A 25286-nucleotide genomic window follows, 5' to 3' on the forward strand; every position below is an offset into this window, starting at 1 on the left:
ATCAATCCGAACCACCCGGCGGCCCGCGGGTCCCGAACTTCGGGTCGAGTCGGTGGGTTCAGCCTGGGCGGATGCGTCGGAATCAGCGGTCTGTATCCAGTACGTCGAGTGTGTTCAGGCGGGTGAGGAGTGCGTCGTAGGCGGTGCGGGCGGACAGGCCCGCGGACAGCGATCCGTTGAACAACTCGGCATTGCCGTCCTGAATGCCGTCGCGGCAGTCGGTGCCCGCGCGGGCGGCCATTGTCGAACTCGTCGACCACGCGCGCTGTGCCTCGTCATCCGGGATCGGGATGAATGCCATCGACTCCTCCGCGTCGCGGACAATGGCGGAACAGATCGGCACGAATATCGCGGGGTCGATCGGTACCGACGGCAACCCGGCCTGTTCGGCCGCGCGGACGGCGTCGCCGGAGGCCGTGGCCCATTGCTGGAAACCCACGCTGAACCTGGCGATCCTGTCGTGGCCGCCGACCCGCAGCCACGCCCATACCTGCTGCTGGATCATATCCGCGGTGCGCGGGGGCTTGTTGCCGAAGGTCAATTCCGCACCGGGCGGAGGTTCTGCCCGGTTGTAGTAGTTGATTGCGGTGTTGGCACCGAGAGCGAGTACGGATCCGCACGCGACCACTACGACGAGCCGGCGTACCGACAAAGATTCGGGTCGGACCGCGCCTTCGTCAGCTACCGGCCGGCCGCGCCGAGCGGCGACGCGACGGACACCGTCGACGATGACGGCGCCGACCAGTGCGCCGATCGCGGCGAGGTAGATGCCCAGGCCCAGGACGAACGGAACCTGCAGCGTGACAACCTGCCATGCCGCGTCCGGCCGCCAGCGGCAGGAATACCCCATGACCTGCATCGGCTCGATGCAACCGTCCAGCGCCGCCAGCAGGAACAGTCCCAGCAGTCCGATGAGCCCGGCCCCACCGGCCGCGGCCAACGCGGTGACCAGCCGAAACCGGCTGGTTGTCGCGGCCACCGTGGCCGCCGTCAACACCAGGGCAGCCCCCAGGCCCGCCATCGACCGCAGCGGGTAGGTGAAAACCCACTCGTCGGTCATCTGACCCAACGGCGGCTGGTGAGGGTGCAGGCTCACCATGACCAGCACAATGGCCGAGATGCACAGCACCCCACCGACCGTGGAGGCCACGGCCACCCGCCGAATCGGCATCGCGGCCTGTGTCCTCGTATTGTCGTCCGGCGATGCGAGGTCATGGGCCTGTCGAACCCATATCGGTGTCTCGGTCACCGGCCTGCGCACGGCGGCCAGCAACGGGAACACCCACAGCACGGCCGCACCCACGAACACCATCGGGCGGTTCGCCAGATCCGCGAGCAAGAAGAACCAGGGGGGAGTGCCCGGCACAGTCAGCTGCTCGGAACGAATCGGCCCGATCAGCAGCAGGAACGGCCCGCTCATCCAGTAGCCGTACCAGGTGCCGAAAACGACCAGAGCGGTGGACAGTCCGAGAACCTGGACCGGCCGGATCGACCGGCCCCGGCATCCGCGAATCCACAACTCTGCGCACTGTGTGACCCACCAGGCGAATATCGGCCCGGTAACCGCGAATGCGAGCAGAATCTCCGGTTGCGGAGGCAGCAATTCATCGCCGGCAGTTCTGAAGGAAACCAGTTCTCCCACAGCCATTCCGACGGCCAGCCAGACTCCCGCTCCCCAGCCGGAGGGCACCGGGCGAGCGGTGAGAACAGCGTAACCGACTGCGCGCCAGAGGATATAGCCCGCGATGCCGACCACGAGCGAGGCGCTCAGCCACACCGACAGGTCGTCGATCAGGTCGGTACGCCAGTTCCAGCCGAATCCGGCGGACATGGTGGGGAGCGCGAGGCTCGCGACCTGTGCCGTGAGTCCGGTGAGGAACATCGGCAAGGCGGTGGCGGCGGACAAGCCGGCGGGATCGGTCAGCGACCGTTCGCGTTCCGGCCATCCGGGATGGGTACGCCATAGCCCGAGGAACCGCTGCCAGCCCACGAATCGAGGCCGCGACCTCGGCTGCCGATTCCGCCACGAGAACGCGTCCGGTCCGGCGATACGTGCGGCGTCGGCGTCAGCGTAGTACTCGCGGTTGCGCAGGATATCGGCACGGACCAAGAAGGTCATCGCCAAGAGTACGGCTACTCGAACGACACTGCGTACGCCCAATTCCCAATGGGCACGCCAGACTTCGGGGTGCGTAGCCAACGACACCAGATCCCCGAGCACGTAGGGAATCACCACACAGATCAGCAGGGCTCGCCAGAGTGCGACCGTGGCATAGGTGATGTCGACATCGCGGTTGCGGATATGCGCGAGCTCGTGCAGGACCACATCACGGAGCACGCCCGGATCGGTGGCGCTGCGGGCCACCAGCCCGGCGGTGAGGCACACCGAGTACCGCCCCAACCGTCCGAATACGACGGCACTGACGGCGTCGGCACGCGGATCGATCACGAACCGGGGAGTCTTCGGCAGTGCCGCGATTGCCACGAGTTCCCGCAATTGATGCGCCAATTCGTCGGACGAGCCCAGATCGACCGTCAGCAACGGGCCGCCGCGCCGGTGTCGCCACGTCGGCAACAGCAGGTAGATCGCCGCCGCCACCACGAATACCGCCGCTGTGCCGAATGCCATCCACCAGACCGGCGGCCGGACACCGTGCGAGGCCTCACACGACTCTATGAATGCGAGAGAGCCGAGCATTTCGGCGGACTTGTACTGCTGCGTCATATCGTAGCCGACTGCGAGGCGGCAGAGTTCGGACCAGGTTCGGTCACCCCCTCGATACGTCGCCGCGGCCGACGACAGCAGCGACAGGCTGTCGACGACGATGAACGACAGCAGGAGTGCGAACCGAATCGCGGTGCCCGCCGCGAAGACCCTGGCGCGGACCGGAATTACGCTTGTGCTCGAATCGCCGGCGACAGCAACTCTTGCTACCGGCCGATCAGTTCCGCACACCGGCGTCGCCGTCCGGATCCGGACGGGCCTCGGGGTTCCGGCCACCATCCGGGGCGTGATCGGGATCGGGCACCGCGCCGAGCGCCAGCCGGCCTGCTACGGCGTCGGCAACGAGTCGCGCACGCTCCTCGTCCATTCCGCTGCCGATAGCGGACTCCAGCACCCGCGTCCGCACTTCGGCGATCTGGTCCCGTGTCATCTCGGGGACGGCCGATGCGGCTTCGGTGCGGCCGAGCAGTTTGCGGAGTCCAGAACGTGCCGCCTTGCCGGCGCCGGTGATCGCGCTGTCGGTGAATCGCTGCGCCGCCTCGTTCACCACCACCCACACCACCGGACTCGCCAGGACAACCATCTCGTCGAGTCCGAATCCGAGCAGGTCGCGGCCACGCCGACGCCGACTGAGTAATCGCACGACCCGCTCGTCGTCCAGCTGGCGCAATTGGTCGACAAAGGGCAACTCGTCGGGTGCGACGTCGGCTATGACGTCCCGGACGAGCTCCCCGATCAGTAGCACCCGGTCGCCGTTCGCCGCACTCATCGTGTTCCCCTCCGACGCGTCATGCGGGTAGTGTGCATCGACCCGTATCTCCAGCAAAAGCTTACGAATGAGCGTGCCGTAGTGGGACTTTTACGTCAACCGCCGATGGTTCGGTGGTGACGCTGCTTGCCCGGGAAGAGGTGTATCCGGGGGATCGGGGCTGCTGCAGGGGTGGCCACACAGTAAACCGGCGTTACCTGGTGGGCTGAGCCCCGTGCGGTCGATTCACTGTACGGGGACGGTGAGCTCGCCCGGATTCTTATCGCTGATCACCGATACGTTCCCCGGACCGGAATCGACGAGGACACGTTCGTAACCGTGGTCGGTGGGGAAGCGGCCGCCCGGCTCGGGTATCGACGAGACGGTGATCTCCTCGTGACCACTGCTTCCGGAATCGTTATTGCGCCAGGACACATTCACCGTCACAGAGCAGGCCGGATCCGGACGGTCCGCGGTGAACAGGACAGTCACCCCCACACCTTCGACATTGGTCGGCAACGGAGTGCGTGTCGCCTCGGTGTGCACCGTGCCGGCGCAGTCCGGCGATACGGTGTGGTACGCGTCCGCGAAGCTGGTCTCGTAGTCCTGTCCCCACGCGGGTGCCGCCACCGGTAGCAGCGCTGCAGCGGTGATCGCGCCGAGAACCAGTGGACGCAAGGTCTTTCGCATGACGATTCCTCTCTGAAGGTCGACGCGCCGGGCGTCTGATCCGGCATCGTGGGCAGGCCGGAACCTGGCGGCGATGCGAGCCGGGAATCAACCTCCGACGCTGTTCCCCTGGGGTATCCGCGGCTGGACGTGTTCCGTTATCCCGGCTGCCGGATCCGCGTCCCTGCCGCGCCGGCCGGAACCGTTCTGCGACATCAGCAGTCCGCGCACGAAAAACGCAACCTAGATCGGTGACGTCGAGATTCACCGTCACCACAGTCTCGCCGCGGGCGGGCACCGTCTCGTCGTCGGTGAGGGTGGCCGCTGTTTTGAACCTGCACGTGCGGTGTCCATTCCGGTGAAGGCGGCGGCGCGGGGTGGGCCCGTGATCTCGAAGGGTGCTACTCCCAGGGGCAGGCTGGAGGTGAGGATCCTGGCCATACTCGATCGCATGAACGACACAACGCACGGCCAGTCCCTCCTCGGTGAGTTCCTGACGACGCGTCGGGCGCAGTTGAAGCCGGCGGATGTGGGGTTGCGGGACTACGGCGACCGGCGCCGGGTGCCGGGGTTGCGGCGTGAGGAGCTGGCCCAGCTGGCCGGGGTCAGCGTGGCCTACTACATCCGGTTGGAGCAGGGGCTGTCGCTCAATGCCTCACCGCAGGTCCTCGACGCGCTGGCCACGGCGCTGCGGCTGGATGATGCGGAGCGGCACCATCTGCACACCTTGTCCGGTGATACCCGGCAGAGCCGTCGCCGGCTCCCTGCCGAGCGGGTCACCGCGGCGGTGCGTCAACTGGTGGATGCCTTCGGGGACTCACCCGTGGTCGTTGTCGGCCGGCGCTCGGATATCCTGATGTGGAATCGCGCCGGGCATGCGTTGATCGCCGGGCATCTGGCCCCGGACAGCCCGGATCGAGCGGCCACGCGGCCCAATACCGCGCGGATGATATTCCTGGACGCCCACACCAGAGACCTGTACGTGGACTGGCCGAGGAAGGCACGGGATGTGGTGGGCAAGCTGCGGCAGGTGGTCGGGGAGTATCCGAACGACCCGCAACTGGCTTCCCTCATCGGTGAGTTGACCATGCGCAGCCCGCAATTCGCCACGTTGTGGGCCCAGCACCGGGTGCGCGCGTGGGATATGACCGAGTACCGGATGCGCCATCCGCTGGTCGGGGAACTCGATGTACTGCAGCATTCGCTCCCGGTGCCCCGCGGGCAGGGGATCAAGCTGGTGGTGACGACTGCGGAGCCCGGTTCCTCCTCCCAGGCGGCATTGCGGTTGCTCAACCAGAGTCTCCTGCCCGCTGCGGAGAGTCCGGCAACCGCCCACCCCGACGACACAGCCTCCGTCGTTCCTTCCGCGCACTCCTGATTCGGTCGCCCCGACAGCCGCGATACCTCGGCTGTACAGAGCAGCACGCCTGAATATCGCTCGACAGCCCCCGGCCCGAGGCCGATAGGGGCCTGGTCACGCGCGTCTTCGGACGGCCGATCGGCCTGCCGGCTCGGCCGCGAAATCACCGAATAACACCACAGCTCAAAGCAATACAACCCGTCTCCGAACTATGGAGGAACTAGGACAATGAAGAACACGAAGCTGAAGATCGCCACCGCGAGCGCGGCACTTGTCGTCGCCGCGGCAATCGCTGCGGCGTCACCCGCGCACGGTTCCCCTACCGGACCCGAGCAGCCCCGGATGGAACAGAACCAGCAGCAGGCGTCCGGCGTCATCAAGGCCGACGGCCCGAATGTGTTCCCGCACTCGCTGGACTTCGATGCGCAGTCGAAGACGTTCTTCGCCGGCTCGCTGAAGAACGGCACGGTTTCTGTCTTCGGTCCGGATGGAAAGGTGAGCACCTTCATCCAAGACCCGGCCATCGTGTCGGCGCAGGCCGTGAACGTCGACCGTGAGCGGAACCGCGTCCTGGTCAGCAATACGGACTACGGTCTCGCCGACCGTTCGAACAAGGACGACCCTTTCCGCATCGCCGGTGTCGGCAGCTACGACTTGGCCAGTGGGCGGCAGCACTGGTGCGCCGATCTGACCACGCTCACCCAGGACGGCAAGAAGCATCTGATCTCCGATGTGACCGTGGCGCCCGACGGCACCGCCTACGCCGTCGACGAACTGACCCCGACGATATTCCGCATCGACCAGGAGGGTCGCGCCTCGATCTTCCTGCAGAACGACCTGCTGCAGGGCAAGCTCGATATTCCCGATTTCCTGAACGGTGTGGGGATGGCAGCGGTGGAGTGGGTGGAAGGTGACCAGCTGATCATCGCCATGGCCGAAGGCTCCCTGGTACGGGTACCCGTTCAACATCCCGAAGAGGCGCAGCCGGTGAAGCTCTCCGCGCCGTTGGCGTCCCCCGCGGCCGGTATGCGGCTCCTCGGGGATGGCTCGATCGCGGCGGTCAGCAGTGGTCTGCTGTCCGGTGAGCCCGCCCAGATCCAGCGCGTGGAGCCCCGCGACGGCTGGAAAGAAGCCACGGTGCGCGTCACCGGCACGGTCGAGGATCCCGTCACCAGCGATGTGACCGAGGGGCCGGGCGGGACGACGTACGCACTCAGCGGCGGGCTGGCCGCCTTCCTCGGGGGTAAGCCGAACGACGGGTTCACCCTGACCCCCGTCGAGACCGACTGAGCCGGAGGCCGTCCCCCGGGAGCCGGCATCACGGTTACCCCGCCCGCTGGCGGGGTAACCGCTCTGTTCGGGCCGGTGCTTCCGCTCCCGTCGAGTCCCGGACGTCAGTCGGCGTCCGGGACCGCCCCCCGGATTGCCGTGAGCATCTGCTCGTTGTCCCGGCGCCGGGCCTCGAGCGCCCGGCGCAGGTCGTCCTCGGCCGCGACGTACTCCTCGAAGGCACCGAGGGCGTCGGCCGTGGTTATGGCGGCCATATCGTGGTCGCCCATCGGCAGGTCGTATGCCGCGGCCATCTCCGTGGCGGCGGCCCGGAGATCGTCGGCGGCGCTGCGCAGTCTGTGCGCGACCCGCTCGTAGACACCGTGCTCCTGTGCCGCGACGGTATCGCCGGGGTCGAGGGCACGTAGATGGACCTCGAGGTTGCGCGCCAGGCCGGCGGCTACCGCGGCCAGATCGGCCGGCACCGCCGAGCTCTGCGCCAGACCGTGCCCACAGGTGGGTTCCTCGTCCACGGGCTGCTCCTCTCCTCGCACTCAGAGATTCACGGTCTGTCCACCGACCGACGTGATCGCACCGCCCACCGTGAACTCGCTCTTCCGGCACATTACCGGGCGGCTGACCGGCTTCGTCGAGGTCATCCTGGGCAGCGATCGGCTGAGCGCCGCTCATCTGCCGTTGTCGTCCCGGGTGGCGCTCAGCGTCGCGTGCTGTCCGGGCGGCGTCGGCGGGTGCTGTCCCCTGGTCGCGGACGGCAGCGGGGGCGAGGTGCGCGGCGGGATGGTGCACCCCGCCGGCCGTGATCCCGGGGGACAGGTCCAGGCCGGGAAATGCGCGGGTACTACCGTCGAGTAGGCGCTCTCGGCCGTCGCGATACCGGCCCGGGTCGATTCGACCGTGATCGCCTACGCCTGCCAGGAGGAGTTGCTGTATGCGAACCGATATCGATCCCGACGAGCTCGGGCACGGCGGCTTCTACAAGATCCTCACCAGTGTGGTCGTTCCCCGGCCGATCGCGTGGGTATCGACCCGGTCCGCCGCGGGTGTCGACAATCTCGCCCCGCACTCCTTCTTCACGGTGTCGTGCGTGACGCCGCCCATGGTGCAGTTCACCTCCGTGGGCAGGAAGGATTCCTTGCGTAACGTGCTCGAGACCGGTGAGTTCGTCGTCTGCCTGGCCACCGAGTCGATGTTCGAGCGGGTCAATGCCACCGGTACGGACTTTCCCGCCGAACTGTCCGAGTTCGTCGAGGTCGGGCTCACGCCGGAGCCCAGCCTGACGGTGGCGCCGCCGCGGGTCGCGGAATCACCTGTCGCGCTGGAGTGCCGGCTCGAGCGGGCACTCGAGCTCGGCGATTCGACCGTGGTGATCGGCCGGGTCCAGCATGCGGCGATCGATACCGGCGTCGTGCGGACCGACGCCCGGGGTAACAGCCTGCCCGCGATCGAGCGGCTGCGTCCGCTCGCCCGGCTGGGCCGAAACGAATGGTCGACGATCGGTGAGGTGCTCGATATCGCCCGCATCCCGTTCGAGAAGTGGCCGGGTCACTTCCAGCGCGAGGGCTGACGTATTCCGTTGCGCGATATCAGCGGCGCGCGCGATACCGGCGAGCGATATCGAGAGCGACCAGGGCCCAGACCGCGCCGACTGCCACCAGCAGACCCATACCGAAATTGCGGTCGAGAACGGTGTTGTTCGCCGCGTTCGCGTCTTCGTGCCCCAGCACCGGGACCGCGAGCACCAGCAGAGTCGCGGTGCAGACAGCGCCCACGGTGAACGGCGCCCACCAGCTCGCCGGGAGGATACGGCGGGCGGCGAGCCCGAGAGCGGCGCACAGTGGCGCGAGTACCGCGTCGTGCAGCAGAATCCCGCCGGCGAACCACAGGGCCAAGGACATCTGGTCGGCCGGGCCCAGATCGAGCACGAGCGTGATTCCGTACCAGCCGAGCCATATTCCGCAGAGTCCGAGTAATACTCGCGTCGCTGTCATGCCCGCACCTCGATCGCCGAGAGCCATTTGGTCTGGAGTACGCCGGGCCGGGTCGGCGCTATCAGCCGACACGGGTAGCCGTGGTCGAGGTCGAGTTCCTCACCGTTGAGCCGTAGCGCCACCAGAGTGGCGGAATCGACGACATGGGATTGCGGTAGCACGGATCGGTTGTACAGGCCGCTCCGTTCCAGCGAACGGAATGCGACATCGCCGCCGCGGTAGTCGCCCACCGCGGCGAGCAGATCCCGCAGCCGGATACCGGACCAGTGCGCAGAGACGCTCCAGCCCTCCACACACGCCACCGGTACCTCGGCTTCGGTCTGCGGCAGAGCCGCCAACTCGGCGTGCGTGAACCGGCGTTTCCGATCGCCCACACTGACCTCCAGGCGATATTCCGCATCCTGTGCCTGCTCCGAGACACCGGCTTGGTTCGCCGTGCGATTCACCGGAAGTCCCTGGGGCCCTTCGCCACTACGCGGCGCGAGGACCGAAATGCGGCGGAGCAGCGGCACCGATTGCCCGGCGATCGCGACCCCCGCGACGACGGCGGCGGCGGTAGCGGCGACGAGCACTCCGCGGCGGGACGCTACGCGGGCCTCATCCGGCGGCGGTTCGGATCCGGCGGCCGGCCGGGCCAGCGCGGCGCGCACCACCGGAAGCTTGACGGCGAGGTGCACCGCGAGCGCCCCGAACGCGATATAAGCCATGGCGTAATGGGTGGTGGTGAAGAAGAACTTCCAGGGATAGAACTGCGCCGTATTGAACAGGCCGGTCACCAGCTGGAAGATCATCGACCCCACCAGTACGGCGATGGATCCGCGCTCGAGCAGTCGCAAGGGACTCCCGATCAGCGGTCGCGCGAACAGACGGGGGAATACCGACCACAGCTTCACCAGCAGCAGCGGGATCGCCACGACACCGGAGACCACATGCGCACCCTGGGTGAGCCGGTAGAGCCAGACCGGGTTGGCGGGCCACCAGAACCACGGCGGCGGATGCTGGATCCAATGGCTGATCAGCCCGGTCACAAAGCAGATCGCGATGGCGATGCCGAGGGCGATCCCGACCCGCGACGCCACCGCCGCCGACCGCGCGGCCGAGATCTGCCCGGCCACGATCCCAGGTAACAGCAGTTCGGATTCGTGCGGGCTCTCCTCGTGCGCCGCCGTTTTTGTCGTGGGCACGGGCGCGGCGCGGTCGTGCTCATTCATCAGGCCTGCTCCATTCGTGGGGTGCAACGCGGTGGCCGATCGGCACCACTGGTTCAGCGAGCGCTTATACCGACCCCGCGCCCACGCCATTCGTTACGTGTCGCGGCGACCCGATCCGGCATCATCGAAGGAATCACCGAAATATGACCTACCTCGAGATATCGCACCACGCCCCGGTCCCGCGCCGGAGATATCCGGACTCCTCCCGGCCGTGTCCCGCGGAGTACCGGCCCGGCCCTGTCCGCTTTTCGCTCGTACCGCGTGCGCCCGTCGTGATGGCGGGGAGAGTGCACACAAGACGAGCTCACGCTCCCCACCAGGCTGCTCGCCGGTGCGCTGAGCGGTGTGGTGGGTGGCTTGGCCGTCGCGGTGCGGGCTTCGGCATCCTGGTACTGCGGCAGCGGATCGCGCCGAGCGAGCTGCTGTTCTGGGGACTGATCTACGGCGCGGTGTGGTGGCTCGCCGGGCCGCTCACGATGCTTCCTGGGCTACTGGGTGATCCGGTGCGATGGACGATCGCGGATGCGCGGGATCTGCTGCCCAGCCTGGTGGGTCATCTGCTGTACGGCGCGATCACTGCCGCCGTCTTCGCGGTGGTGGCACGCCGGCTCGGTGGTGCGCCGGCCCGCACCGTAAAGATCCGCACCGTGCTGACCGCCGCGGCCGCCGGGATGATCGCCGGTGCTCTGCTCGCGGCCGCCTTTCCCTCGATGCGGGACTCCGGGTGCGCGTCGGTGGTGGTCGGGTCCTTCGCGGGCGCCGGGTATGGATTGTTGTTCGGCGGCCGCCGAATCGCGCATCGAGGCTGTGACCTGTACGGCCGCCGAACAAACACTGGCCGCCGAACAGCGGGCCCTGCTGGCCGAACAAGCCGCGGAGCAGGCCATTGCCGCGCTCGAGCGGGCGGAGACAGCGACGGCTACCGAGCTCGAGCGATTGCGGGCCGCCCCGCCGTCGGAGTGACCCCCGGCGAGGAGACGACGCGGGACCGGCGGTTGTAACGATCGAACGGCGGCTGCCCACTGAGGCTCGGACACTCGGCGGGCACCCCGCTCCGGTACACCGTGTGGCCGTCGCGCAGCGGCCGACGCCGCCGCGGCTCGAGACCCTTTCGAAGGAAACGGAAAAGCATATGACGACATCGGCACGTACCCGGCGCCCCGTCCTCTGGATCATCGCGGCAGGCCTGGTCGCGGCACTGGTAGCCGGACTCTACCTGTTCCAGCCCTGGCGACTGTTCACCACCGAGCGAGTAGACGAGGCCGTCGCCGTCGCGCCGGACGGATCGCAATTGGTGCCGATCGCCTCGGGTTCGTTCGTCTCCCATGAGCATTCGACCTCGGGAAACGTGGAATTGCAGCAGCAGCCCGACGGTAACGCCGTTGTGCGGATCATCGATCTGCGGACCTCCGACGGCCCCGCGTTGCACGTCTGGCTCAGTGACCAGCCGATCACCGGCGACGGGAGCAACCTCGATGATGGTCGATATGTGGATCTGGGCTCGCTCGAGGGTAATGAGGGCAATCAGAACTACACGGTGCCGCCCGGTACCGACTCGGCCGCGTTCCGCACGGTGGTGATCTGGTGCGAGCGGTTCAGCGTATCGTTCGGTGCCGCCGCGCTGACCGCTCGCTGACACGGGCACAGCGTGCATTCCGAGTCCACTCCGGCGGGCGGTGCGACGACCGGTGCCTGTGCGCCGCCGGTGACCAAAATATGACGTCGGCCCAGCCGGGAGCGCGCAGCCGCGCACTCCCGGTGTGCCCCTGGTAACGTCCGGTGAGCCGGGTGCGTGGCGCGGTTCTGGGACAGCAGGCCGTTAGGTGCCCTTCGGCCGGTGGCGTGCCTGGGCCGGGATGGACGGCACGGTCGTTCCGTAACCCTGACACATCCGGCGGACAGACAGTCACGGATTACCGATGGGGTGGCAATCGGTGCAGACCGAGGAGAACAGGTGGGTCGCGACAGCCTCGTGACGCCGGACGACATTCTGGCGGAACGGCTCCGCATGGGCGACGAATCGGCCTTCAAAACAATTCTGGACGCATGGTCTCCGGCGATGTTACGTCTGGCCCGGTCCTTCGTATCCACCAACGCCTCGGCCGAGGAGGTTGTGCAGGATGCCTGGGTCGCGGTGATCCGGGGTATCGACGGTTTCGAGGGCCGCTCGTCGCTCAAGACCTGGATATTCAAAATCGTGGTGAACACCGCGAAGAAACGCGGTGTGCGCGAGAGCCGCACGGTCCCCTTCGGCAGTCTCCTGGCCGAGGACGAGGGTTCGACCGTCGAACCGGACCGTTTCCGGACCGCGAACGACCCCTACCCGGGACATTGGAAACCGGGACAGAAACCGCAACGGTGGTCGGAACCCGAGAACGCCGTCGAACGTGCCGAGGTCGCGAAGGTTATCGCGCGAGTGCTGTCCGAACTTCCGGATCGCAACCGTATCCTCATAACCCTGCGGGATATGGAGGGCTACACCTCCGAAGAGGTCTGTGAGCTGCTCGATATCTCGCCGGGCAACCAGCGGGTTATCCTGCATCGCGCCCGCGTGGCCGTGCGTGGAAAACTGGAGGAGTACTTCGCGGCGACCGAGGAGGCGAGCAATGAACTGCGATGAGCTGGTCGAACTGGTCACCGCGTTTCTCGACGGTGCGCTGGACCCGGCCACCGAACAACGGTTCATCGCTCACCTCGCCGAATGCGATGGGTGCGAGGCCTATATGGACCAGTTCCGGCAGACCATCGCACTCGTCGGCGAACTCCCCCCGCCGGAGACCCTGTCCCCGAACGTACGCGCGGATCTGCTGGACGCCTTCCGGAACTGGTCGTCCTGATCGGACCCGATCCTCTCCTCGGTACCCGGTAGGTTCGATGCCCACGCCGGCCGGTCTCACCGCGTTCGCCGCATGATATTCCTGGCCCGTTCAGCGGTATTCGGGGTTCTCGAAGTCGAATCGTGAACCCGCGTCCCATTCGGTGCGCTGGTTGCCCTGTGCGGGCACACCGCCGTTGTCCGCGAGCAGACGAGCGAAATGCAGCAAGTTCCACGTCATGAATGTGGTGTTGCGGTTGGTGAAATCGTTACTCGGTCCGCCGGAGCCGGGGTCGAGGTACGACGGCCCCGGTCCGGCTTCCCCGATCCACCCGGCGTCGGCCTGCGGCGGAATGGTGTAGCCGATGTGCTGGAGGCTGTACAGGATGTTCATCGCGCAATGTTTGGCACCGTCTTCGTTGCCCGTGAGCAGACAACCGCCGACCCGGCCGTAATTGGCGTACTGGCCACGTTCGTTGAGCACTCCCGAGTTCGCGTACAGACGTTCGATGACCTGTTTCATCACCGAACTGTTGTCGCCCAGCCAGATCGGCCCGGCGAGCACAAGGATCTGGGCGTCCATCACCTGGCGCTGTAGCTCGGGCCACTCATCGACCTCCCAGCCGTGCTCGGTCATATCCGGCCAGACGCCCGTGGCGATATCGTGGTCGACTGCCCGTATCTGTGAGACCTGGACACCGTTCTTCGCCATGATCCCGGCGCTCGCATCGATGAGCCCCTGGGTGTTGCTGACCTCCGGGGACCGCTTCAACGTGCAATTGATGAACAAGGCCCGCAAGCCGTCGAAATCCGTCATGACGATCAGTGCCCGGCGCCGGCTTCATCGTTACAGGCACTGTTCGGTGTGGTGGCTCTCCACGCGAAATATCGGCCGGCGACTCGCCGGTGCGGCAGAACAATGCGTTGACCTGCGCGACCGGTAGAGTTCCGGTCTGCACCCGCCGGGTGATATCCGCGACGCCTTTTCGGTGTGCGAGTCCGCTTGTCAAGTTCCGACTCGATGTCGACTCGACTGGAGCGCTATGAACCGCAAACATACGTGTACCGCGGTAGCGATCACCGCGGTGGCAGTAGCCACCGCCGTCGTCGGCACTCCCGCGCGCGCCGCGCCGGGGGATGTCCGCGTGGGCGGGTTGCATCTGGTCGCGTCGGTGGATTCGACCGATTTCGTTCCGGCCGGCGATATCGCGGCCGGCGTCCCGTTCACTCATGCGGCCAAGGCGTCCGGGAACTTCTCGGTCGCCCTCGAAGATGCCGCGGCGCTGGAAGGCGGCCGGGTCGCGGCGGGATATCTGGTCGGTTGCGCTGTGGACGTTTCCGAGGGGATGTCGATTGCGATCGTCCCGGAAATAGGCGGCGGTCTCTCGAATACGCCCTACTCCGAACTCGAAGTCGCCACCACATTCGAGGAGGGCGAAACGCCCGTCGTCACCGTCGCCCCGCTGATCGGTGTGGAGAACAGCACCTCTGTCGAAGGCGCGGTGGCCGGTGAGCTCGGTATCAATCTGGCGCCGGGCACGGTGGCGCCGGTAGTGGTCGGCGAATCCGAACTGAACAAGGAATCGACCTTCCCGTACACGTTCGCTCACGCGAACACACCCTTGAACATCAGCGGATGCCTCTCACCGGCTTCGGCGATGCCGTTCGTCACCGTCACCGTCCAAACCCCCGGTGGCACTGCGCAAACGACGGGATACGGCGAATCTTTCTCGTTCTGACCACGCTCGGCCGTGGTGCGTGAACGTCAGTAGACGGCGAACGTGGTAACGCTCTCGGTATGCGGGAGACCGGTATCGATGGTGAAGGTCACCCGGCCCGCGCCGGTGACCAGACGAACGTTGCCCAGCTGAGGGGCCACCCAGAAGAACGGCATACCGTTGCCCCGGCCGAGAAATACCGAACCTTCGCCGGCCGCCCCGGTATCGAGATTGCGCCAGTGGACGGTGGCGGTAACCGAACACCACGGGGCCGGCACACCGAGGACCTTCAGCCAGCCTTTCAACTGCAGGTCGACCGTGCCGGGGACATCTCCGTCCGGATAGACGTTGCCGACTCCCCACACCTCGCCGGCGCATCCGAGCCCGTGCGCTCCGGTCGAGGTCATCGGCAAGTCGACGGGTATGTAATTCGAGGCCACAGCGGGAGCGCTCGCACCCGCGAGCGCCGCGGTCATCACGGCGGCGACGGCGGAAAGCTTGCCGAATCGTGCAAGTGACATTGTCAGTCCTTCAGCGTCGGAGTCCGATATGACGTGAGTCGTGGTTCCGCCATGGCCGCACCGACGAACCCGCCGGTCAACATGACCTACCTCTCCATCGGCAGCCGAAGCCCGAACGCTACGGATCGGCACCACTCGCCGGACCCGGCCATCCGGATCGCATCATCCGCTCGCTGTCGGCCTCGTCGGCGCCGCATCGGTGTTTCCGGCCGTAGCCGGGCCGGGAGGGTTCCGACCGCACGATCGGCGCCGCGCGGTCGTTGCCATATCGAGATAGAATTCCGGCGCACGGTTATCCATCTCCGAGGGTCGTTTTTCAGCAAGAGGAGTCCGGGCGGATGGATCGCCGGAATATGGGGATGAGCCGGCGCAGGGTGTTGATCGCGGCCGGGGCCGGGATCGCACTCACTGCATTGGCGCAGCCGACAGTGGCGGGGCCGGTCGCACGGAAAGTGGCCGCCGGTCCGGAGGAGAGCGGGAAGCGCGCAGATCTGGCTGAGCAGGCGATTGTGGCACGGCATGTGCGTGCGCTGTGGGGTCTGCCGCGGATTCGGCTGGGGACGCTCGTCTGGCCGGCATCCTTGCCCGAGCGGTCCTTCGCGCAATGGCATTACTGGTGGCAGGCCCATCTGCTCGACTGTGCTGTCGACGCCGCGTATCGGGCTCGCACCCCCGAACGGATCGACCGGGTCACCACCCTCGCGCGCGGTATTCGGGCCCGCAATATCACCGGCTGGACCAACCGGTATTACGACGATATGGCGTGGCTGGTACTGGCCCTCGAACGAGCCGACCGGCTGCTGGGTGTCCGGTTCGGCGACGCTGTCGGTGACCTGCGGACCGCCCTGATCGAGGGCTGGAATCCGGACATCGGCGCGGTGCCGTGGCGGATCGGCGAGGAGTACTACAACACCCCCGCGATCGGTCCAACCGGTATCGCGATGGCGCGGTTGGGCGAACTGTCCCGCGCCGCGGAGCTCGCCGATTTCCTGCACACCCGATTGCGCGATACCGGCAGCGGACTGATCCTCGACGGTGTCCACGAGCCCGGCGGGCAAGTGGATCGGTCCGTTCACACCTACTGCCAGGGCGTTGCCATCGGACTGGAAACCGAGCTGGCGGTGCGCACTGGGGAGCCCGCACATCACCGCCGCGCGGCAGCGTTGGTTGCGGCAGCCGAGGCGGGGGTCACGGATACCGGGGTGATCGCCGCGGCCTCCGGAGACGATTCCGGGCTGTTCATGGGCATCTTCGCCCGGTATCTCGCCATGGCCGCTCTGTCCCTGGGTGACACCACCGCCGCGGATATCGTGCACGCTTCCGCGCGGGCGGCCTGGGAACACCGCGCGGAGGTGGACGGGCTGCCGTTCTTCGGCACGGACTGGACCCGCCCGGTGACGGTGCCCAAGTCCCCGGGAACCTTTCCCCAGTTCACGGGATCGTCCGCCGCGATACCCGCGAACCTGAGCCGCGATCTCTCGGTACAGCTGAGCGCGTGGATGGTCCTCGAAGCGGATTACCAGCTCACCGCCGCGGGCCGCTGAACTTCCGGCCGCCGGATGATCGGATGCATCAGCCCCGGTCGCACCCGGCGACGCGAGCGCTGCTGTGCCGCAGCTTATCTGCTAACGTGACCCAGATCATTTGAGCCTCGCCGCTGGATCAGCGGGGCTCGGTTTGCGCGATAATGAGGTCGGACCTTGGCAGCTCCCCATTTCCAGAGGTTATCAGCGCCCGGCCGGCTCCTGATCGGAATAGCCTCAGCAACCTTTTCCTTGATCGCGAGCGTCACCGCGGTACCGGCGTCCGTGGCCGCCGCGGAACCGGCCGCGGTCGAGTGCCGGGCCTACGAGTCGATCCCGGTGTCCTCGACCCCCGGAACGCCGAAGACACTGCACGTGTGGGGAGAACTGTGTGCGAGGCCCGAAGACCTGGTGAACGGCCACACCGTCCAACTGCTGCTGCACGGTGCCTTCTACAACCATTCCTACTGGAATCCTTCGTATGACAACGGGTCTCATTCCTACGCCCGCAGTGTGGCGACGGCCGGTGTCCCCACCTTCTCCATCGACCGGATAGGCCAGGGCCGCAGCTCGCGTCCCCCGAGCACCGAGCTCACGGTGCAGAACGACGCGTTCGTCGTCCATCAGATCGTCCAGGAACTGAAGCGGGGTGCGTTCGGGAACACCGGGTTCGGCCCGGTCGTCGCGGTCGGGCACTCGGCCGGATCCGCCGTCGCCTGGCAAGAAGCCGCGACCTATCACGATATTCAGGGCCTGATCGTCACCGGCATGTTGCATGTGCTGCCGGTCGGTCCCGGAGTGATGACCGCCGGGGCGAATTACCGCCCTGCCGCGCTCGATCCCGCATTCCGGACGGCGAACCTCGATCCGGGCTATCTCACCACGGCCGTGGGAAGTCGCGGACAAGTCTTTCATCATGCGGGCGGCGTAGATCCGGGCATTGTCGCCTGGGACGAAGCCAACAAGGACGCGACATCGGCCGCGGAGATCGCGGGAATATTCCCCTCCACCACCAGTGATCTGACCCGTTCGATCCATGTCCCGGTGTTGGTGATTCAAGGACAACAGGATCTCCTGATGTGTGGCCCGGGCAGCGCCGACTGTTCGTCGGCCGCGAAAATCCAGGAACTGGAGTCGCGCTACTACTCACCCGAGTCGTGCCTGCAGACAGTGCTGGTTCCCGATGCGGGTCACGACATCGCACTGTCGAACAACCGCAAACTCGCCGAAGATGCCGGCACGCGGTGGACCACCGATTTCATCGGAACGGACGGGCAAGGATCGGCCGCCGGCGGGTGTGGCTAGCTGTTGCGTGCCGAGAGTTGTCGACCGGCGCGTGCTCGGTAGCGGTGGACGTTGCTGACACCCGGGTGCAATGTCAGCCGCCGTGACTTGCGTCCCTTGGGTCTCCGGTCTCGGCGGGCAGTTCGGGAGTGCGGCTCCACGCGCTCCAACTGCCTGGGTAGAGGATTCCTTTTCCGAGGCCGGCGTGCTCCATGGCCAGAAGGTTGTGACAGGCAGTAACGCCTGCTCCGCAGTAGCTGATGACGGTTGAAGCGTCCTTGATCCCGACTGCCTCGAAGGTGTCGCGCAAGCGCTCTGGTGAAGAGATAGTGCCGTCGCTTCGCAGGTTGTCTCGGCACGGAACGTTGATCGCACCGGGAATATGCCCTCGACGAGGGTCGGCTTCCGGCACTTTCCCGAGGGCACTGTCGACTTCAGGTTCCTCGCCCCGGTAACGGTTGGCCGGTCGGGCGTCGACCAGCGTGCCTGTGGTTCGGGTAGCGACGTCGGATGTGGACCGAAGCGCACCCTCTGGCCAGGGCCGTGCCGGGAAGTCTGCGGCCTCGCGCCGGGTCACGTCGGTGGTCAGTTCGCCACGATAGGTGCTGATTCCGCCTGAGAGGACTGCCGCGGGGACGTCGAGGATGCGGAGCATCCACACCAGCCGTGCAGCGATGACCCCGGCAGCATCGTCGTAGGCCACCACCCGGCTGCGTCCGTCGATCCCGGCGACGCTCATGGCTCGAGCGAAGCGCTCCGGTTCCGGGAAGGGCTGCCGTCCGGTTCTCTCGCCGATCTCGCCGGTGAGGTCAGCGTCGAGGTCGACGAACACGGCCCCCGGAATGTGACCGCGTCGGTAAGCATCGGCACCGGGACGGTCCCAATACCAGCGGGCATCGACGATCACGATCTCGTCGCGGTGCGACTCGCACCATTCCCAGGTCACAAACGGATCCACAATTGACTCTTTTCTGGGCTGTTCAGGTGAAAGAAGGGTGGTCGACAAGTTGGCTCGAGCGTGTCGATCAAGCGCGCACCCTGCAACTCGCATATGTGAGATTCGGTGGCATACGAGCACGTCGAGAATGGAATGGCACCGATCGCCTCGGGGGCACCACTCGGGGCTGGATGGCGTTGACGGATCACCGCGCTAGACCGTCTTGATCACTCCGCCGTCGGCTAAATAGTCTGCGCCCGTAAGGTTTCCAGATATCGGGGAGGCAAGGAAGGTGACCAGTGCCGCGGTCTCGTGCGGCTCGGTCAGGCGCCCGGTGGTGATGCCCATCTGGATGGGTGCCTGTGCGAGGAATTCGTCGAGGGTAACGCCGTTCTGTGCGGCGATGTCGGCGGCGTAACCGTCAGGGGCCGACCAGTTGCGGGTGCGGGTTGGGCCCGGGGAGACAGTGAGTGCGCGCAGGCCCTGAACTCCGAACTCCTCGGCGAGCGCCTTCGTGAGGTTGTTCAGCGCGGCTTTCGCAGTGCCGTAGTCGACGGGATGATAGGCGGCGCGAGCGCCGATCGAAGAGATGTTGATGATCACGCCGCGCTGCCGGAGCAGGCTGGGCAGGGCGTGGCGGGTGACCCGGACGGTGCCGAACAGGTTCAGTTGGTAGGTGCGCTCCCATGCGTCGTCGGCGATGTCGAGGAAGCCGCCGGCGTCGGCACTCCCGGGGACGACACCGCCGACGTTGTTGATCAGCAGATCGATCTCGCCGAGGATCGCGGTGGCATGTTCGATCAACGCAGCGGCGCCGTCCGGGGCGGCCAAGTCGGCAGTCACCGCAGTGACAGAGCCTTCGAGCTCGCGAAGTCCGGCGGTGACCGTACGCGCGGCGGCGACCACCCGCACGCCTTCGGCGCTGAGTGCCCGGACGATTTCCAGGCCGATACCTCTGCTCGCCCCAGTGACGACGGCGGTTTTGCCTGCGAGTTGTAGATCCACGGGATCCCTTTCTTTAACTACAGTTACAAAATTGGAGCAGCATTTGACCCTGACTGATTGTCGAGTCGCCACAACCGAGCCGGGCGAAGGTGGATTACAATGCGCGCATTGCTGTTTCGGCCAGTCCGGCGAGTCGCGCAGGGTCGGGATCGGCCGCGGCGAGCACCCGCATGCCGTTGATGGTGGCCAGCAAGAAGTTCGCGGCTGTTCGCGGATCGAGATCCGCGCTGAATTCCCCAGCGCGCTGTCCCTCCTCGACAGCTCCTCGAAAAGCGTCGTGCTGGCGGTCGAATATTCGCCGAACGAGCAGGCCGACCGTGTCGTCATCGCCCAGTTCGACGGCGGTATTCGTTGCCAGGCAGCCGCGGCGTTCGGGGTCGGCGCAGGCTGCGTCGAGCACCATGGTGAGCGCGGCGCGCACCCGTTCCCGGGGCGAACCCGGCCCGTCGAGCAGATCGATCAACCGCACCGTTTCTTTCGCTTGATATCGGCGCAGTGCCTGCTCGAACAGATCCTGTTTACCTGCGAACGCGTTGTACAGACTGCCTCGGCCGATGCCGATCGCATCAAGGAGGTCCTGCGGGGTGGTGCGGGCGTAGCCCTTGCGCCAGAACACGTCCATTGCCTTCGCCACCGCGTCGTCGGGGTCGAAGCTCTTAGTGCGTGCCACGAGCCAAACGGTAGACATTCTGTAATCATAAGTCAAATAACCAGGGCGGTTCGCGAGCAGCAGCCTGGCGCGGTGCTGAGCGATACCCGCAGCTACCGAGGGCGTCTTATCGATCCTCATCGAGCTCATGCGGGACAACCAGCGCTGAACCTCGCTCGCCACAAGCTTGGAAGGCCGGGTGAGACCCGATTCCGCAGGGTCGCGTCGCAACGTTTACTGCGTGGTTGCAGCTACTATTGCGATCTTCTCGGCCAGGCCACGATCTGTGTGGGCCGGACCTCGACCCGGTCGGCGTCGCCGAACGCAGCCACAATGGTGTCCAGGTGCGTCTCGAATACTGCCAGCAGGTCGTTGTTGCTCACGTTGCCCATTGCTACGACCAGCAACCGTCGTGGTTGTCCGTGCAGATGGTGTGTCGTCCGGAAGTCGGCGTCCTTGGATATGACTATCCGGTCCTCGGCGTCGGCGACCTTGGTCACCTCGTCGTCGGACGTTCGATTTCCTTCGGGTAAATCCGTGGTGTGCCTCGCATCGTGACCAGCCCGCTGCAGGAATCGTGCGAGCCGCGCGGGAAGCTGCGCGTCTACGAGGAACTTCACGCCGCGCTGACCGGTGCGACTGTGTGCCCGCCCGCTGCCAGGGCGCCGAATTCCAGCGCCGCGAGTAGGTCGTCGGACTCGAGATCGGGATAGTCCTCCAAGATCTCCTCGAAACTCATACCCGACGCCATCAGCTCGAGGATGTTCTGAACCGGTATCCGCAGGCCGCGAACCACCGGCTGACCATGGCAGATCTGCGGATCGGAAGTAATGCGGTCGAGGCGCGACATAGGTCTATCGTAGCCGCGACTGCGCATATACCACCGCAATGTTTCGCTCTGCGGTTGTGCTCGGACACCGATAACGGACGATGCCCTCGCCGACTCGGGGTCGGCGAGGGCATCGGTGGCAACGCTCGGTCAGATCACCGGAGCCGGGCCTCGATGGCTTCGATGATGCGGGGGCGCAGTTCCGCGGCGCGGATGATGGCGTCGACGGATCCGACGTCCAGGGCACGCTGGACGCTGTGCACGGCGTCGAGTTCCGCGGTGAGGGCGGTACCGGACGTGTACTCGGAGAACTCCTCGAAGTTCCGGACCTCTGGTCGATTTAATCCCCCGTTGGTGCGGTGAAAATTTCTATATCGCTCAGTGCATCTTTTGCGCGGCCACGCGTTTCGGGATCCGATAACATCTGTTGCAGTGCCGGGACAGCCCGCTCATCGATCTCACCATGAAGGCGAGCGATATGGCCGAGCGCCAAAGCGGCCGCTCGCCGGATTCCTAAGTTGATATTCCCGAGCAAGTCCAGCGCAATTTTGGTGACCCAGGGTCCGTCCGGATCGTGCAGAGCAAGCCGTAGGATCGCCTCTACAACGCTCCACTCATCTCCTGTTTTGATCTGCTCGAGCGCCTCATTGCGATCAATTGGATGTAATTCCTGGTATTTCACCGAGGTTTTCCCTTCTTGTCCACCACACCCGCATTTACCAGAGCGTTCTGCTGTTCCTCGCTGAGTTGTTCCCAGGTACGTTTGTGTCCGTGATGTATTCCGGTTTCGTCGTACGTCATATCAAATATGGCAAATTCACCGGTCTTGGGATCGTATCCTACGCGCCGCGTAGTTTCGTCGCTGATCCGCACGGAATTCTCGAGAGTCTCCTGCGGGTTCGTCGGCGCCGGTGCGGCCTTACCTCTCTGCTTTGGACCGTGCTTCGGAGACGGCTCGAATATCAGCGCTGGCTTGGATATGATCGCCCCAAGCTCGCTAGTGATCGGGCCGAGGTCGGGCAACATATTGAACTCCTTGATGTCACCGACAGCACCGTCCGCGAGCATAACGAGTCCCAGGACCTCGGCGAGTTCGCTGATGGCGTAAGCGTCTTCGATCGCCTTGAGAGTCCGGAGGACGAGGCTGCTGACAGTGGTGGCACCGGCAGCGAGGCTGCCGCCGAAACTGAGCCAGGAGACTGCGACCGCGAGACCGATCGTTACACCGATTTCGTAGAGGAGCTCTTCGACTTCAGTTACGACGAGTTCGCTGACATCGACGGTGGCAGTGCGATAGTTGGTAATCAGCCCACCCATGTACGGAGCTGATTCGAGGAGTCTTTGGGCTCCAGTTTTCAAGATTCCAAAATGGTCCGCGATTCGCTGTGCGGTGACCGGCTCGTCCAGGCCGGCAAGCAGGTCGGCGATTGCTGTAATTCGGGAGGCAGCCTCGGTGATGGTCTGATGCTTGCCGAATGCGTCCCACGCTGTGCTGGCGGCGGCGAGTTTTTCGATGTCTCCGTTGGGAAGTTTGCCGAACTTATCGGTGACTTTCCAGACGAGTTCGTCGAAGAACGCGCCGATTCCGCCTCCGTCATGGCGCAATCCATTGCCGTTGTCAGCGACAGAGGTCGGGATCTGAACATCGTGGACCGACATCTCTACGATGTGTGGGCGGTCAGGTTGGCTGTTGTTTGCCATCCCGTGGATATATCCGAGAGCGCGCAGCAGGTATCCGAAGTTGGTGAGTGCATCGGCGAGGTTGGTACACAACTGCATGATCGCCTCCGCCCGGGTGTCGTATGCCTCCCCCCATTGCTTGCACCCGGGAGCATCACCCGCCATACCCTTGCATTGCCCCTTGACGGCATCGTGGAGCGGCTTGTCTGCGATGCGGAGTTCACCAGCGAGATCGTGACATTTCTGTGCGGCGTCGTAGTAGATGTGCCAGTCAACCTCGAATGTTGGATCACCCACTACTCCAGCAGCTTTCGATTGAACTCGATCGCGCTGGTGTAGCTGTCATATGCGTCGCGGGCGGCGTCGCTCATCTCGGTCATCCCGGTTACGAACTCGCGGGCTCCTACCGCCCACAGTGCGTGGGCATCTCGGTAGGCGGCCGCGGCGACTGCTTCCCACACGCCATCTAGATTCGCCACCTTATCGTCGATCTGATCGAGTTGCTCGGTGAGGTAGGTGGCGAGGTCAGCTAGGCGGATCGCGAGTTGATCTAGACGTGCGAGATCGACTTTGAATGCCGACTTCATAGATTCAAACTCGAGATGCGCTGTGATGTTGCGGAGTCGGTGGCCTCATAGGTGTCCGACTGAACCCCCAGTTTTTCGGCCATTCCGTCCAACGCTTGGAGGATCTTCAGCCCTCCGTCCCGGAGTTCGGTCCAGCCACCGAAGAATTCGTCGGAGCGATCACCCTTCCAGCCATCATCGAGCAGCGAGTCCACCTCAGTGCTGGCGGTTTCGAGCCCGGAACGCAGATTTTGGGCTATATCGGCGACGAATTGACCGACCGCCCGAACCTCTTCGGGAACTACAACAATACTGGAAGGATGTTGAGTTCCCCCTGAATCGACCATGAGTCCAAGGCTACGAGGGCCCGTACACACGCGCAACGCTATACCCCAAAGCCGCTGGGGGCCTATTGGCCTAGCCCACACCACCTCGCGAATCCGCGCAGGCTTTCCGTGCTCCGCGCTTCCTGCCGGGCCAGCACCCGTACAGTCTCGTGCACCATGGGGTGGTATCGGGTTTGGGTGGGTGCGATCTTGCGAGCGGTGTTCAGCGTGTCCAGTGTCTTGGTGCGGTCACCGTGCAACAGGAACGCCCGGGCGAGATCGATATACAGGTGCCCGGCCCGGGACTTCGGGGTGTTCGCCGGGAGTATCAGATTCTCGGCACGTTTGATCGCTTCGGTTCCGTCGAGCATTTCCACGGCCAGGCCGACCGACCAGATGTCCGTGTTCGCCCGGCCGAAGTTCATCACCGGGTCGTGAAAGTCGAGGGTTCCGACCCGTGCGGCGGTCGACTGCGCTTCCGCCAGGTGGGCGTCCGCGGCATCGCGATTCCCCGACCGGGCCGCGGCAAGGCCGGACTGCAGGTGCAGGCTTCCCCAGGAGATGAGGCTTTCCAGGTCCGTTCCGTCGATTTCCGGCTCGAGGTCATGGCGACACTTGTCGAGATAAGCGGCAGCAGTGTGCCAGTCACCCGCCGAGGTCAGGACCGATGCCCGATGGAACTGAGCACAGGCCATCCACAGGCGTGACCCGGACATGGCCGCCGCCCAGGCCATGCGCTCGACAACCAGCGTGGCCAAGTCGGTGTATCCGAGCTTGTGCGCCAGACTCCGTGAAGAGGTGTACAGCTCGCACAGCAGCAGGAAGCCTTTCTCGCGCTGCCGTCCTTGCGTGCTGTGAACCAGGGCGCGGACCTCGGTGAGCAGTGCGGGTAGTTCGCTGGACAGTCGGTAGAAGTTCGTTTCTCGCCGGTGCCTTCGAATTTGCGCCACATCCGCAGCGATCTCTGCGAACGGGCGGGTCTCTACCCCGGGCGCCGGTAGATCGTGGGCCGCGAGCTCGACACGGATGACGGCGATACCCGCGGCAACATCGCTCTGCTCGGTGGTGGTCCGCGGGTACGGCTGTCCCAGCAATTCGGCCGGCGCTACCTTCAGAGCTCGTGCGCACGACGATACGAACGCGGCGCTGGCCGGTGCCCGCCCCTGTTCGACCGCGCGCACCAGTGACACCGAGACGTGCGCTTCCGCGGCGAGCCGCGGTTGTGACCACCCGACCAACTTGCGCATCTCTGCTACACGTTGGCCGACGCCGATCTGTGTGCTCATGGCTTCCCATCCTGTGCTCTCCCCTGACAACAGCATGACAAAAAGGCTTGGTAGTTCACAGGGTCCGCTCGGTTGAACCTGAAACCAGCCCCGGGGCGGGTCGGAGCAGACGCCCGTCCCGGGTGCCATCCAAAGACCAAGAAACCGGGGATAGGG

General features: G+C 65.5%; 30 protein-coding genes. 11 read left to right on the top strand and 19 right to left on the bottom strand.

Going from position 1 to position 25286, the window contains the following annotated elements:
• Window positions 1–82 precede the first annotated feature (82 nt).
• The 3 genes from ABZ827_RS19355 to ABZ827_RS19365 all read right to left on the bottom strand — a co-directional run bounded on the left by ABZ827_RS19355 (window position 83) and on the right by ABZ827_RS19365 (window position 4163).
• Window positions 83–2956: a M48 family metalloprotease gene (locus tag ABZ827_RS19355; protein ID WP_357238315.1), complete on the bottom strand. Its 2874-nt coding sequence runs from the start codon at window positions 2954–2956 to the stop codon at window positions 83–85.
• Complete coding sequence (locus tag ABZ827_RS19360; protein WP_357238317.1) at window positions 2943–3494, bottom strand: hypothetical protein; 552 nt, start codon at window positions 3492–3494, stop codon at window positions 2943–2945. Before ABZ827_RS19360 ends, ABZ827_RS19355 begins: the two co-directional genes overlap by 14 nt.
• Window positions 3495–3719: 225 nt before the next feature.
• A complete protein-coding gene (locus ABZ827_RS19365) occupies window positions 3720–4163 on the bottom strand; it encodes a hypothetical protein (RefSeq protein WP_357238319.1) in 444 nt (147 codons plus the stop codon).
• 430 nt (window positions 4164–4593) lie between these two features.
• Here ABZ827_RS19365 and ABZ827_RS19370 point away from each other — a divergent pair, with 430 nt between their 5' ends.
• Both ABZ827_RS19370 and ABZ827_RS19375 read left to right on the top strand, forming a co-directional pair.
• Window positions 4594–5520, top strand: a complete 927-nt coding sequence (locus ABZ827_RS19370; RefSeq protein WP_357238321.1) for a helix-turn-helix transcriptional regulator — start codon at window positions 4594–4596, stop codon at window positions 5518–5520.
• Between the two features lie 210 nt (window positions 5521–5730).
• Window positions 5731–6792: a hypothetical protein gene (locus ABZ827_RS19375; protein ID WP_357238323.1), complete on the top strand. Its 1062-nt coding sequence runs from the start codon at window positions 5731–5733 to the stop codon at window positions 6790–6792.
• A 104-nt stretch (window positions 6793–6896) separates the two neighbouring features.
• On the opposite strand, the gene ABZ827_RS19380 is transcribed toward ABZ827_RS19375, so the two are convergent.
• On the bottom strand, window positions 6897–7304 hold the full coding sequence (locus ABZ827_RS19380) for a hypothetical protein (protein ID WP_357238325.1): 408 nt from the start codon (window positions 7302–7304) through the stop codon (window positions 6897–6899).
• 52 nt (window positions 7305–7356) lie between these two features.
• Here ABZ827_RS19380 and ABZ827_RS19385 point away from each other — a divergent pair, with 52 nt between their 5' ends.
• Window positions 7357–7644 (top strand): hypothetical protein, encoded by a 288-nt coding sequence (locus ABZ827_RS19385; RefSeq protein ID WP_357238327.1) that lies wholly within the window; start codon window positions 7357–7359, stop codon window positions 7642–7644.
• Between the two features lie 76 nt (window positions 7645–7720).
• Window positions 7721–8356: a flavin reductase family protein gene (locus tag ABZ827_RS19390; protein WP_357238329.1), complete on the top strand. Its 636-nt coding sequence runs from the start codon at window positions 7721–7723 to the stop codon at window positions 8354–8356.
• 19 nt (window positions 8357–8375) lie between these two features.
• Here the strand turns inward: ABZ827_RS19390 and ABZ827_RS19395 are convergent, their stop codons facing one another.
• From ABZ827_RS19395 to ABZ827_RS19405, 3 genes are all read right to left on the bottom strand, one after another.
• The gene (locus ABZ827_RS19395) at window positions 8376–8780 is read right to left on the bottom strand and encodes a hypothetical protein (RefSeq protein ID WP_357238331.1); all 405 of its coding nucleotides are present in this window, start codon (window positions 8778–8780) and stop codon (window positions 8376–8378) included.
• The gene (locus ABZ827_RS19400) at window positions 8777–9991 is read right to left on the bottom strand and encodes a molybdopterin-dependent oxidoreductase (RefSeq protein ID WP_357238333.1); all 1215 of its coding nucleotides are present in this window, start codon (window positions 9989–9991) and stop codon (window positions 8777–8779) included. The genes ABZ827_RS19395 and ABZ827_RS19400 overlap by 4 nt, the downstream gene beginning before the upstream one ends.
• A 488-nt stretch (window positions 9992–10479) precedes the next feature.
• A complete protein-coding gene (locus ABZ827_RS19405) occupies window positions 10480–10791 on the bottom strand; it encodes a hypothetical protein (protein WP_357238335.1) in 312 nt (103 codons plus the stop codon).
• Between the two features lie 7 nt (window positions 10792–10798).
• Here ABZ827_RS19405 and ABZ827_RS19410 point away from each other — a divergent pair, with 7 nt between their 5' ends.
• The 4 genes from ABZ827_RS19410 to ABZ827_RS19425 all read left to right on the top strand — a co-directional run bounded on the left by ABZ827_RS19410 (window position 10799) and on the right by ABZ827_RS19425 (window position 12828).
• Window positions 10799–10954: a hypothetical protein gene (locus ABZ827_RS19410; RefSeq protein ID WP_357238336.1), complete on the top strand. Its 156-nt coding sequence runs from the start codon at window positions 10799–10801 to the stop codon at window positions 10952–10954.
• Window positions 10955–11123: 169 nt separating this feature from the next.
• Complete coding sequence (locus ABZ827_RS19415; protein ID WP_357238338.1) at window positions 11124–11627, top strand: DM13 domain-containing protein; 504 nt, start codon at window positions 11124–11126, stop codon at window positions 11625–11627.
• Between the two features lie 318 nt (window positions 11628–11945).
• Window positions 11946–12611: a sigma-70 family RNA polymerase sigma factor gene (locus ABZ827_RS19420; protein ID WP_357238340.1), complete on the top strand. Its 666-nt coding sequence runs from the start codon at window positions 11946–11948 to the stop codon at window positions 12609–12611.
• Window positions 12598–12828 carry an anti-sigma factor gene (locus ABZ827_RS19425; protein WP_357238342.1) on the top strand — a complete coding sequence of 77 codons (231 nt, stop codon included), beginning with the start codon at window positions 12598–12600 and terminating at the stop codon, window positions 12826–12828. The genes ABZ827_RS19420 and ABZ827_RS19425 overlap by 14 nt, the downstream gene beginning before the upstream one ends.
• A gap of 90 nt (window positions 12829–12918) precedes the next feature.
• Here the strand turns inward: ABZ827_RS19425 and ABZ827_RS19430 are convergent, their stop codons facing one another.
• Window positions 12919–13623, bottom strand: a complete 705-nt coding sequence (locus ABZ827_RS19430; protein WP_357238344.1) for a flavodoxin family protein — start codon at window positions 13621–13623, stop codon at window positions 12919–12921.
• Window positions 13624–13849: 226 nt separating this feature from the next.
• On the opposite strand from ABZ827_RS19430, the gene ABZ827_RS19435 reads away from it, so the two are divergent.
• The gene (locus tag ABZ827_RS19435) at window positions 13850–14545 is read left to right on the top strand and encodes an MspA family porin (RefSeq protein ID WP_357238346.1); all 696 of its coding nucleotides are present in this window, start codon (window positions 13850–13852) and stop codon (window positions 14543–14545) included.
• Window positions 14546–14571: 26 nt separating this feature from the next.
• Here ABZ827_RS19435 and ABZ827_RS19440 read toward each other — a convergent pair whose 3' ends face one another.
• The gene (locus ABZ827_RS19440) at window positions 14572–15045 is read right to left on the bottom strand and encodes a hypothetical protein (protein WP_357238348.1); all 474 of its coding nucleotides are present in this window, start codon (window positions 15043–15045) and stop codon (window positions 14572–14574) included.
• A 338-nt stretch (window positions 15046–15383) separates the two neighbouring features.
• Here ABZ827_RS19440 and ABZ827_RS19445 point away from each other — a divergent pair, with 338 nt between their 5' ends.
• Both ABZ827_RS19445 and ABZ827_RS19450 read left to right on the top strand, forming a co-directional pair.
• Entirely contained in the window at window positions 15384–16589 is a 1206-nt protein-coding gene (locus tag ABZ827_RS19445) for a glycoside hydrolase family 76 protein (protein ID WP_357238350.1), read from the top strand.
• Window positions 16590–16820: 231 nt separating this feature from the next.
• Window positions 16821–17873 carry an alpha/beta hydrolase gene (locus ABZ827_RS19450; RefSeq protein ID WP_357238352.1) on the top strand — a complete coding sequence of 351 codons (1053 nt, stop codon included), beginning with the start codon at window positions 16821–16823 and terminating at the stop codon, window positions 17871–17873.
• Window positions 17874–17946: 73 nt separating this feature from the next.
• Here the strand turns inward: ABZ827_RS19450 and ABZ827_RS19455 are convergent, their stop codons facing one another.
• The 10 genes from ABZ827_RS19455 to ABZ827_RS19500 all read right to left on the bottom strand — a co-directional run bounded on the left by ABZ827_RS19455 (window position 17947) and on the right by ABZ827_RS19500 (window position 25130).
• Window positions 17947–18810: a sulfurtransferase gene (locus ABZ827_RS19455; protein ID WP_357238354.1), complete on the bottom strand. Its 864-nt coding sequence runs from the start codon at window positions 18808–18810 to the stop codon at window positions 17947–17949.
• A gap of 192 nt (window positions 18811–19002) precedes the next feature.
• Window positions 19003–19794: an SDR family oxidoreductase gene (locus ABZ827_RS19460; RefSeq protein ID WP_357238432.1), complete on the bottom strand. Its 792-nt coding sequence runs from the start codon at window positions 19792–19794 to the stop codon at window positions 19003–19005.
• A gap of 94 nt (window positions 19795–19888) precedes the next feature.
• Window positions 19889–20584 carry a TetR/AcrR family transcriptional regulator gene (locus ABZ827_RS19465; protein ID WP_357238356.1) on the bottom strand — a complete coding sequence of 232 codons (696 nt, stop codon included), beginning with the start codon at window positions 20582–20584 and terminating at the stop codon, window positions 19889–19891.
• 113 nt (window positions 20585–20697) lie between these two features.
• On the bottom strand, window positions 20698–21063 hold the full coding sequence (locus tag ABZ827_RS19470) for a DUF5615 family PIN-like protein (protein ID WP_357238358.1): 366 nt from the start codon (window positions 21061–21063) through the stop codon (window positions 20698–20700).
• On the bottom strand, window positions 21060–21293 hold the full coding sequence (locus ABZ827_RS19475) for a DUF433 domain-containing protein (RefSeq protein ID WP_357238360.1): 234 nt from the start codon (window positions 21291–21293) through the stop codon (window positions 21060–21062). Before ABZ827_RS19475 ends, ABZ827_RS19470 begins: the two co-directional genes overlap by 4 nt.
• Before the next feature lie 319 nt (window positions 21294–21612).
• Window positions 21613–21954 (bottom strand): hypothetical protein, encoded by a 342-nt coding sequence (locus tag ABZ827_RS19480; protein ID WP_357238362.1) that lies wholly within the window; start codon window positions 21952–21954, stop codon window positions 21613–21615.
• Window positions 21951–23249: a hypothetical protein gene (locus ABZ827_RS19485; protein WP_357238364.1), complete on the bottom strand. Its 1299-nt coding sequence runs from the start codon at window positions 23247–23249 to the stop codon at window positions 21951–21953. Before ABZ827_RS19485 ends, ABZ827_RS19480 begins: the two co-directional genes overlap by 4 nt.
• Window positions 23249–23539: a WXG100 family type VII secretion target gene (locus tag ABZ827_RS19490; RefSeq protein ID WP_357238366.1), complete on the bottom strand. Its 291-nt coding sequence runs from the start codon at window positions 23537–23539 to the stop codon at window positions 23249–23251. Before ABZ827_RS19490 ends, ABZ827_RS19485 begins: the two co-directional genes overlap by 1 nt.
• Window positions 23536–23865 (bottom strand): WXG100 family type VII secretion target, encoded by a 330-nt coding sequence (locus ABZ827_RS19495; protein ID WP_357238368.1) that lies wholly within the window; start codon window positions 23863–23865, stop codon window positions 23536–23538. The genes ABZ827_RS19490 and ABZ827_RS19495 overlap by 4 nt, the downstream gene beginning before the upstream one ends.
• 62 nt (window positions 23866–23927) lie before the next feature.
• The gene (locus ABZ827_RS19500) at window positions 23928–25130 is read right to left on the bottom strand and encodes a helix-turn-helix transcriptional regulator (protein ID WP_357238370.1); all 1203 of its coding nucleotides are present in this window, start codon (window positions 25128–25130) and stop codon (window positions 23928–23930) included.
• Window positions 25131–25286 lie beyond the last annotated feature (156 nt).

The organism is Nocardia sp. NPDC019395, from assembly GCF_040632335.1.
GTDB lineage: Bacteria > Actinomycetota > Actinomycetes > Mycobacteriales > Mycobacteriaceae > Nocardia.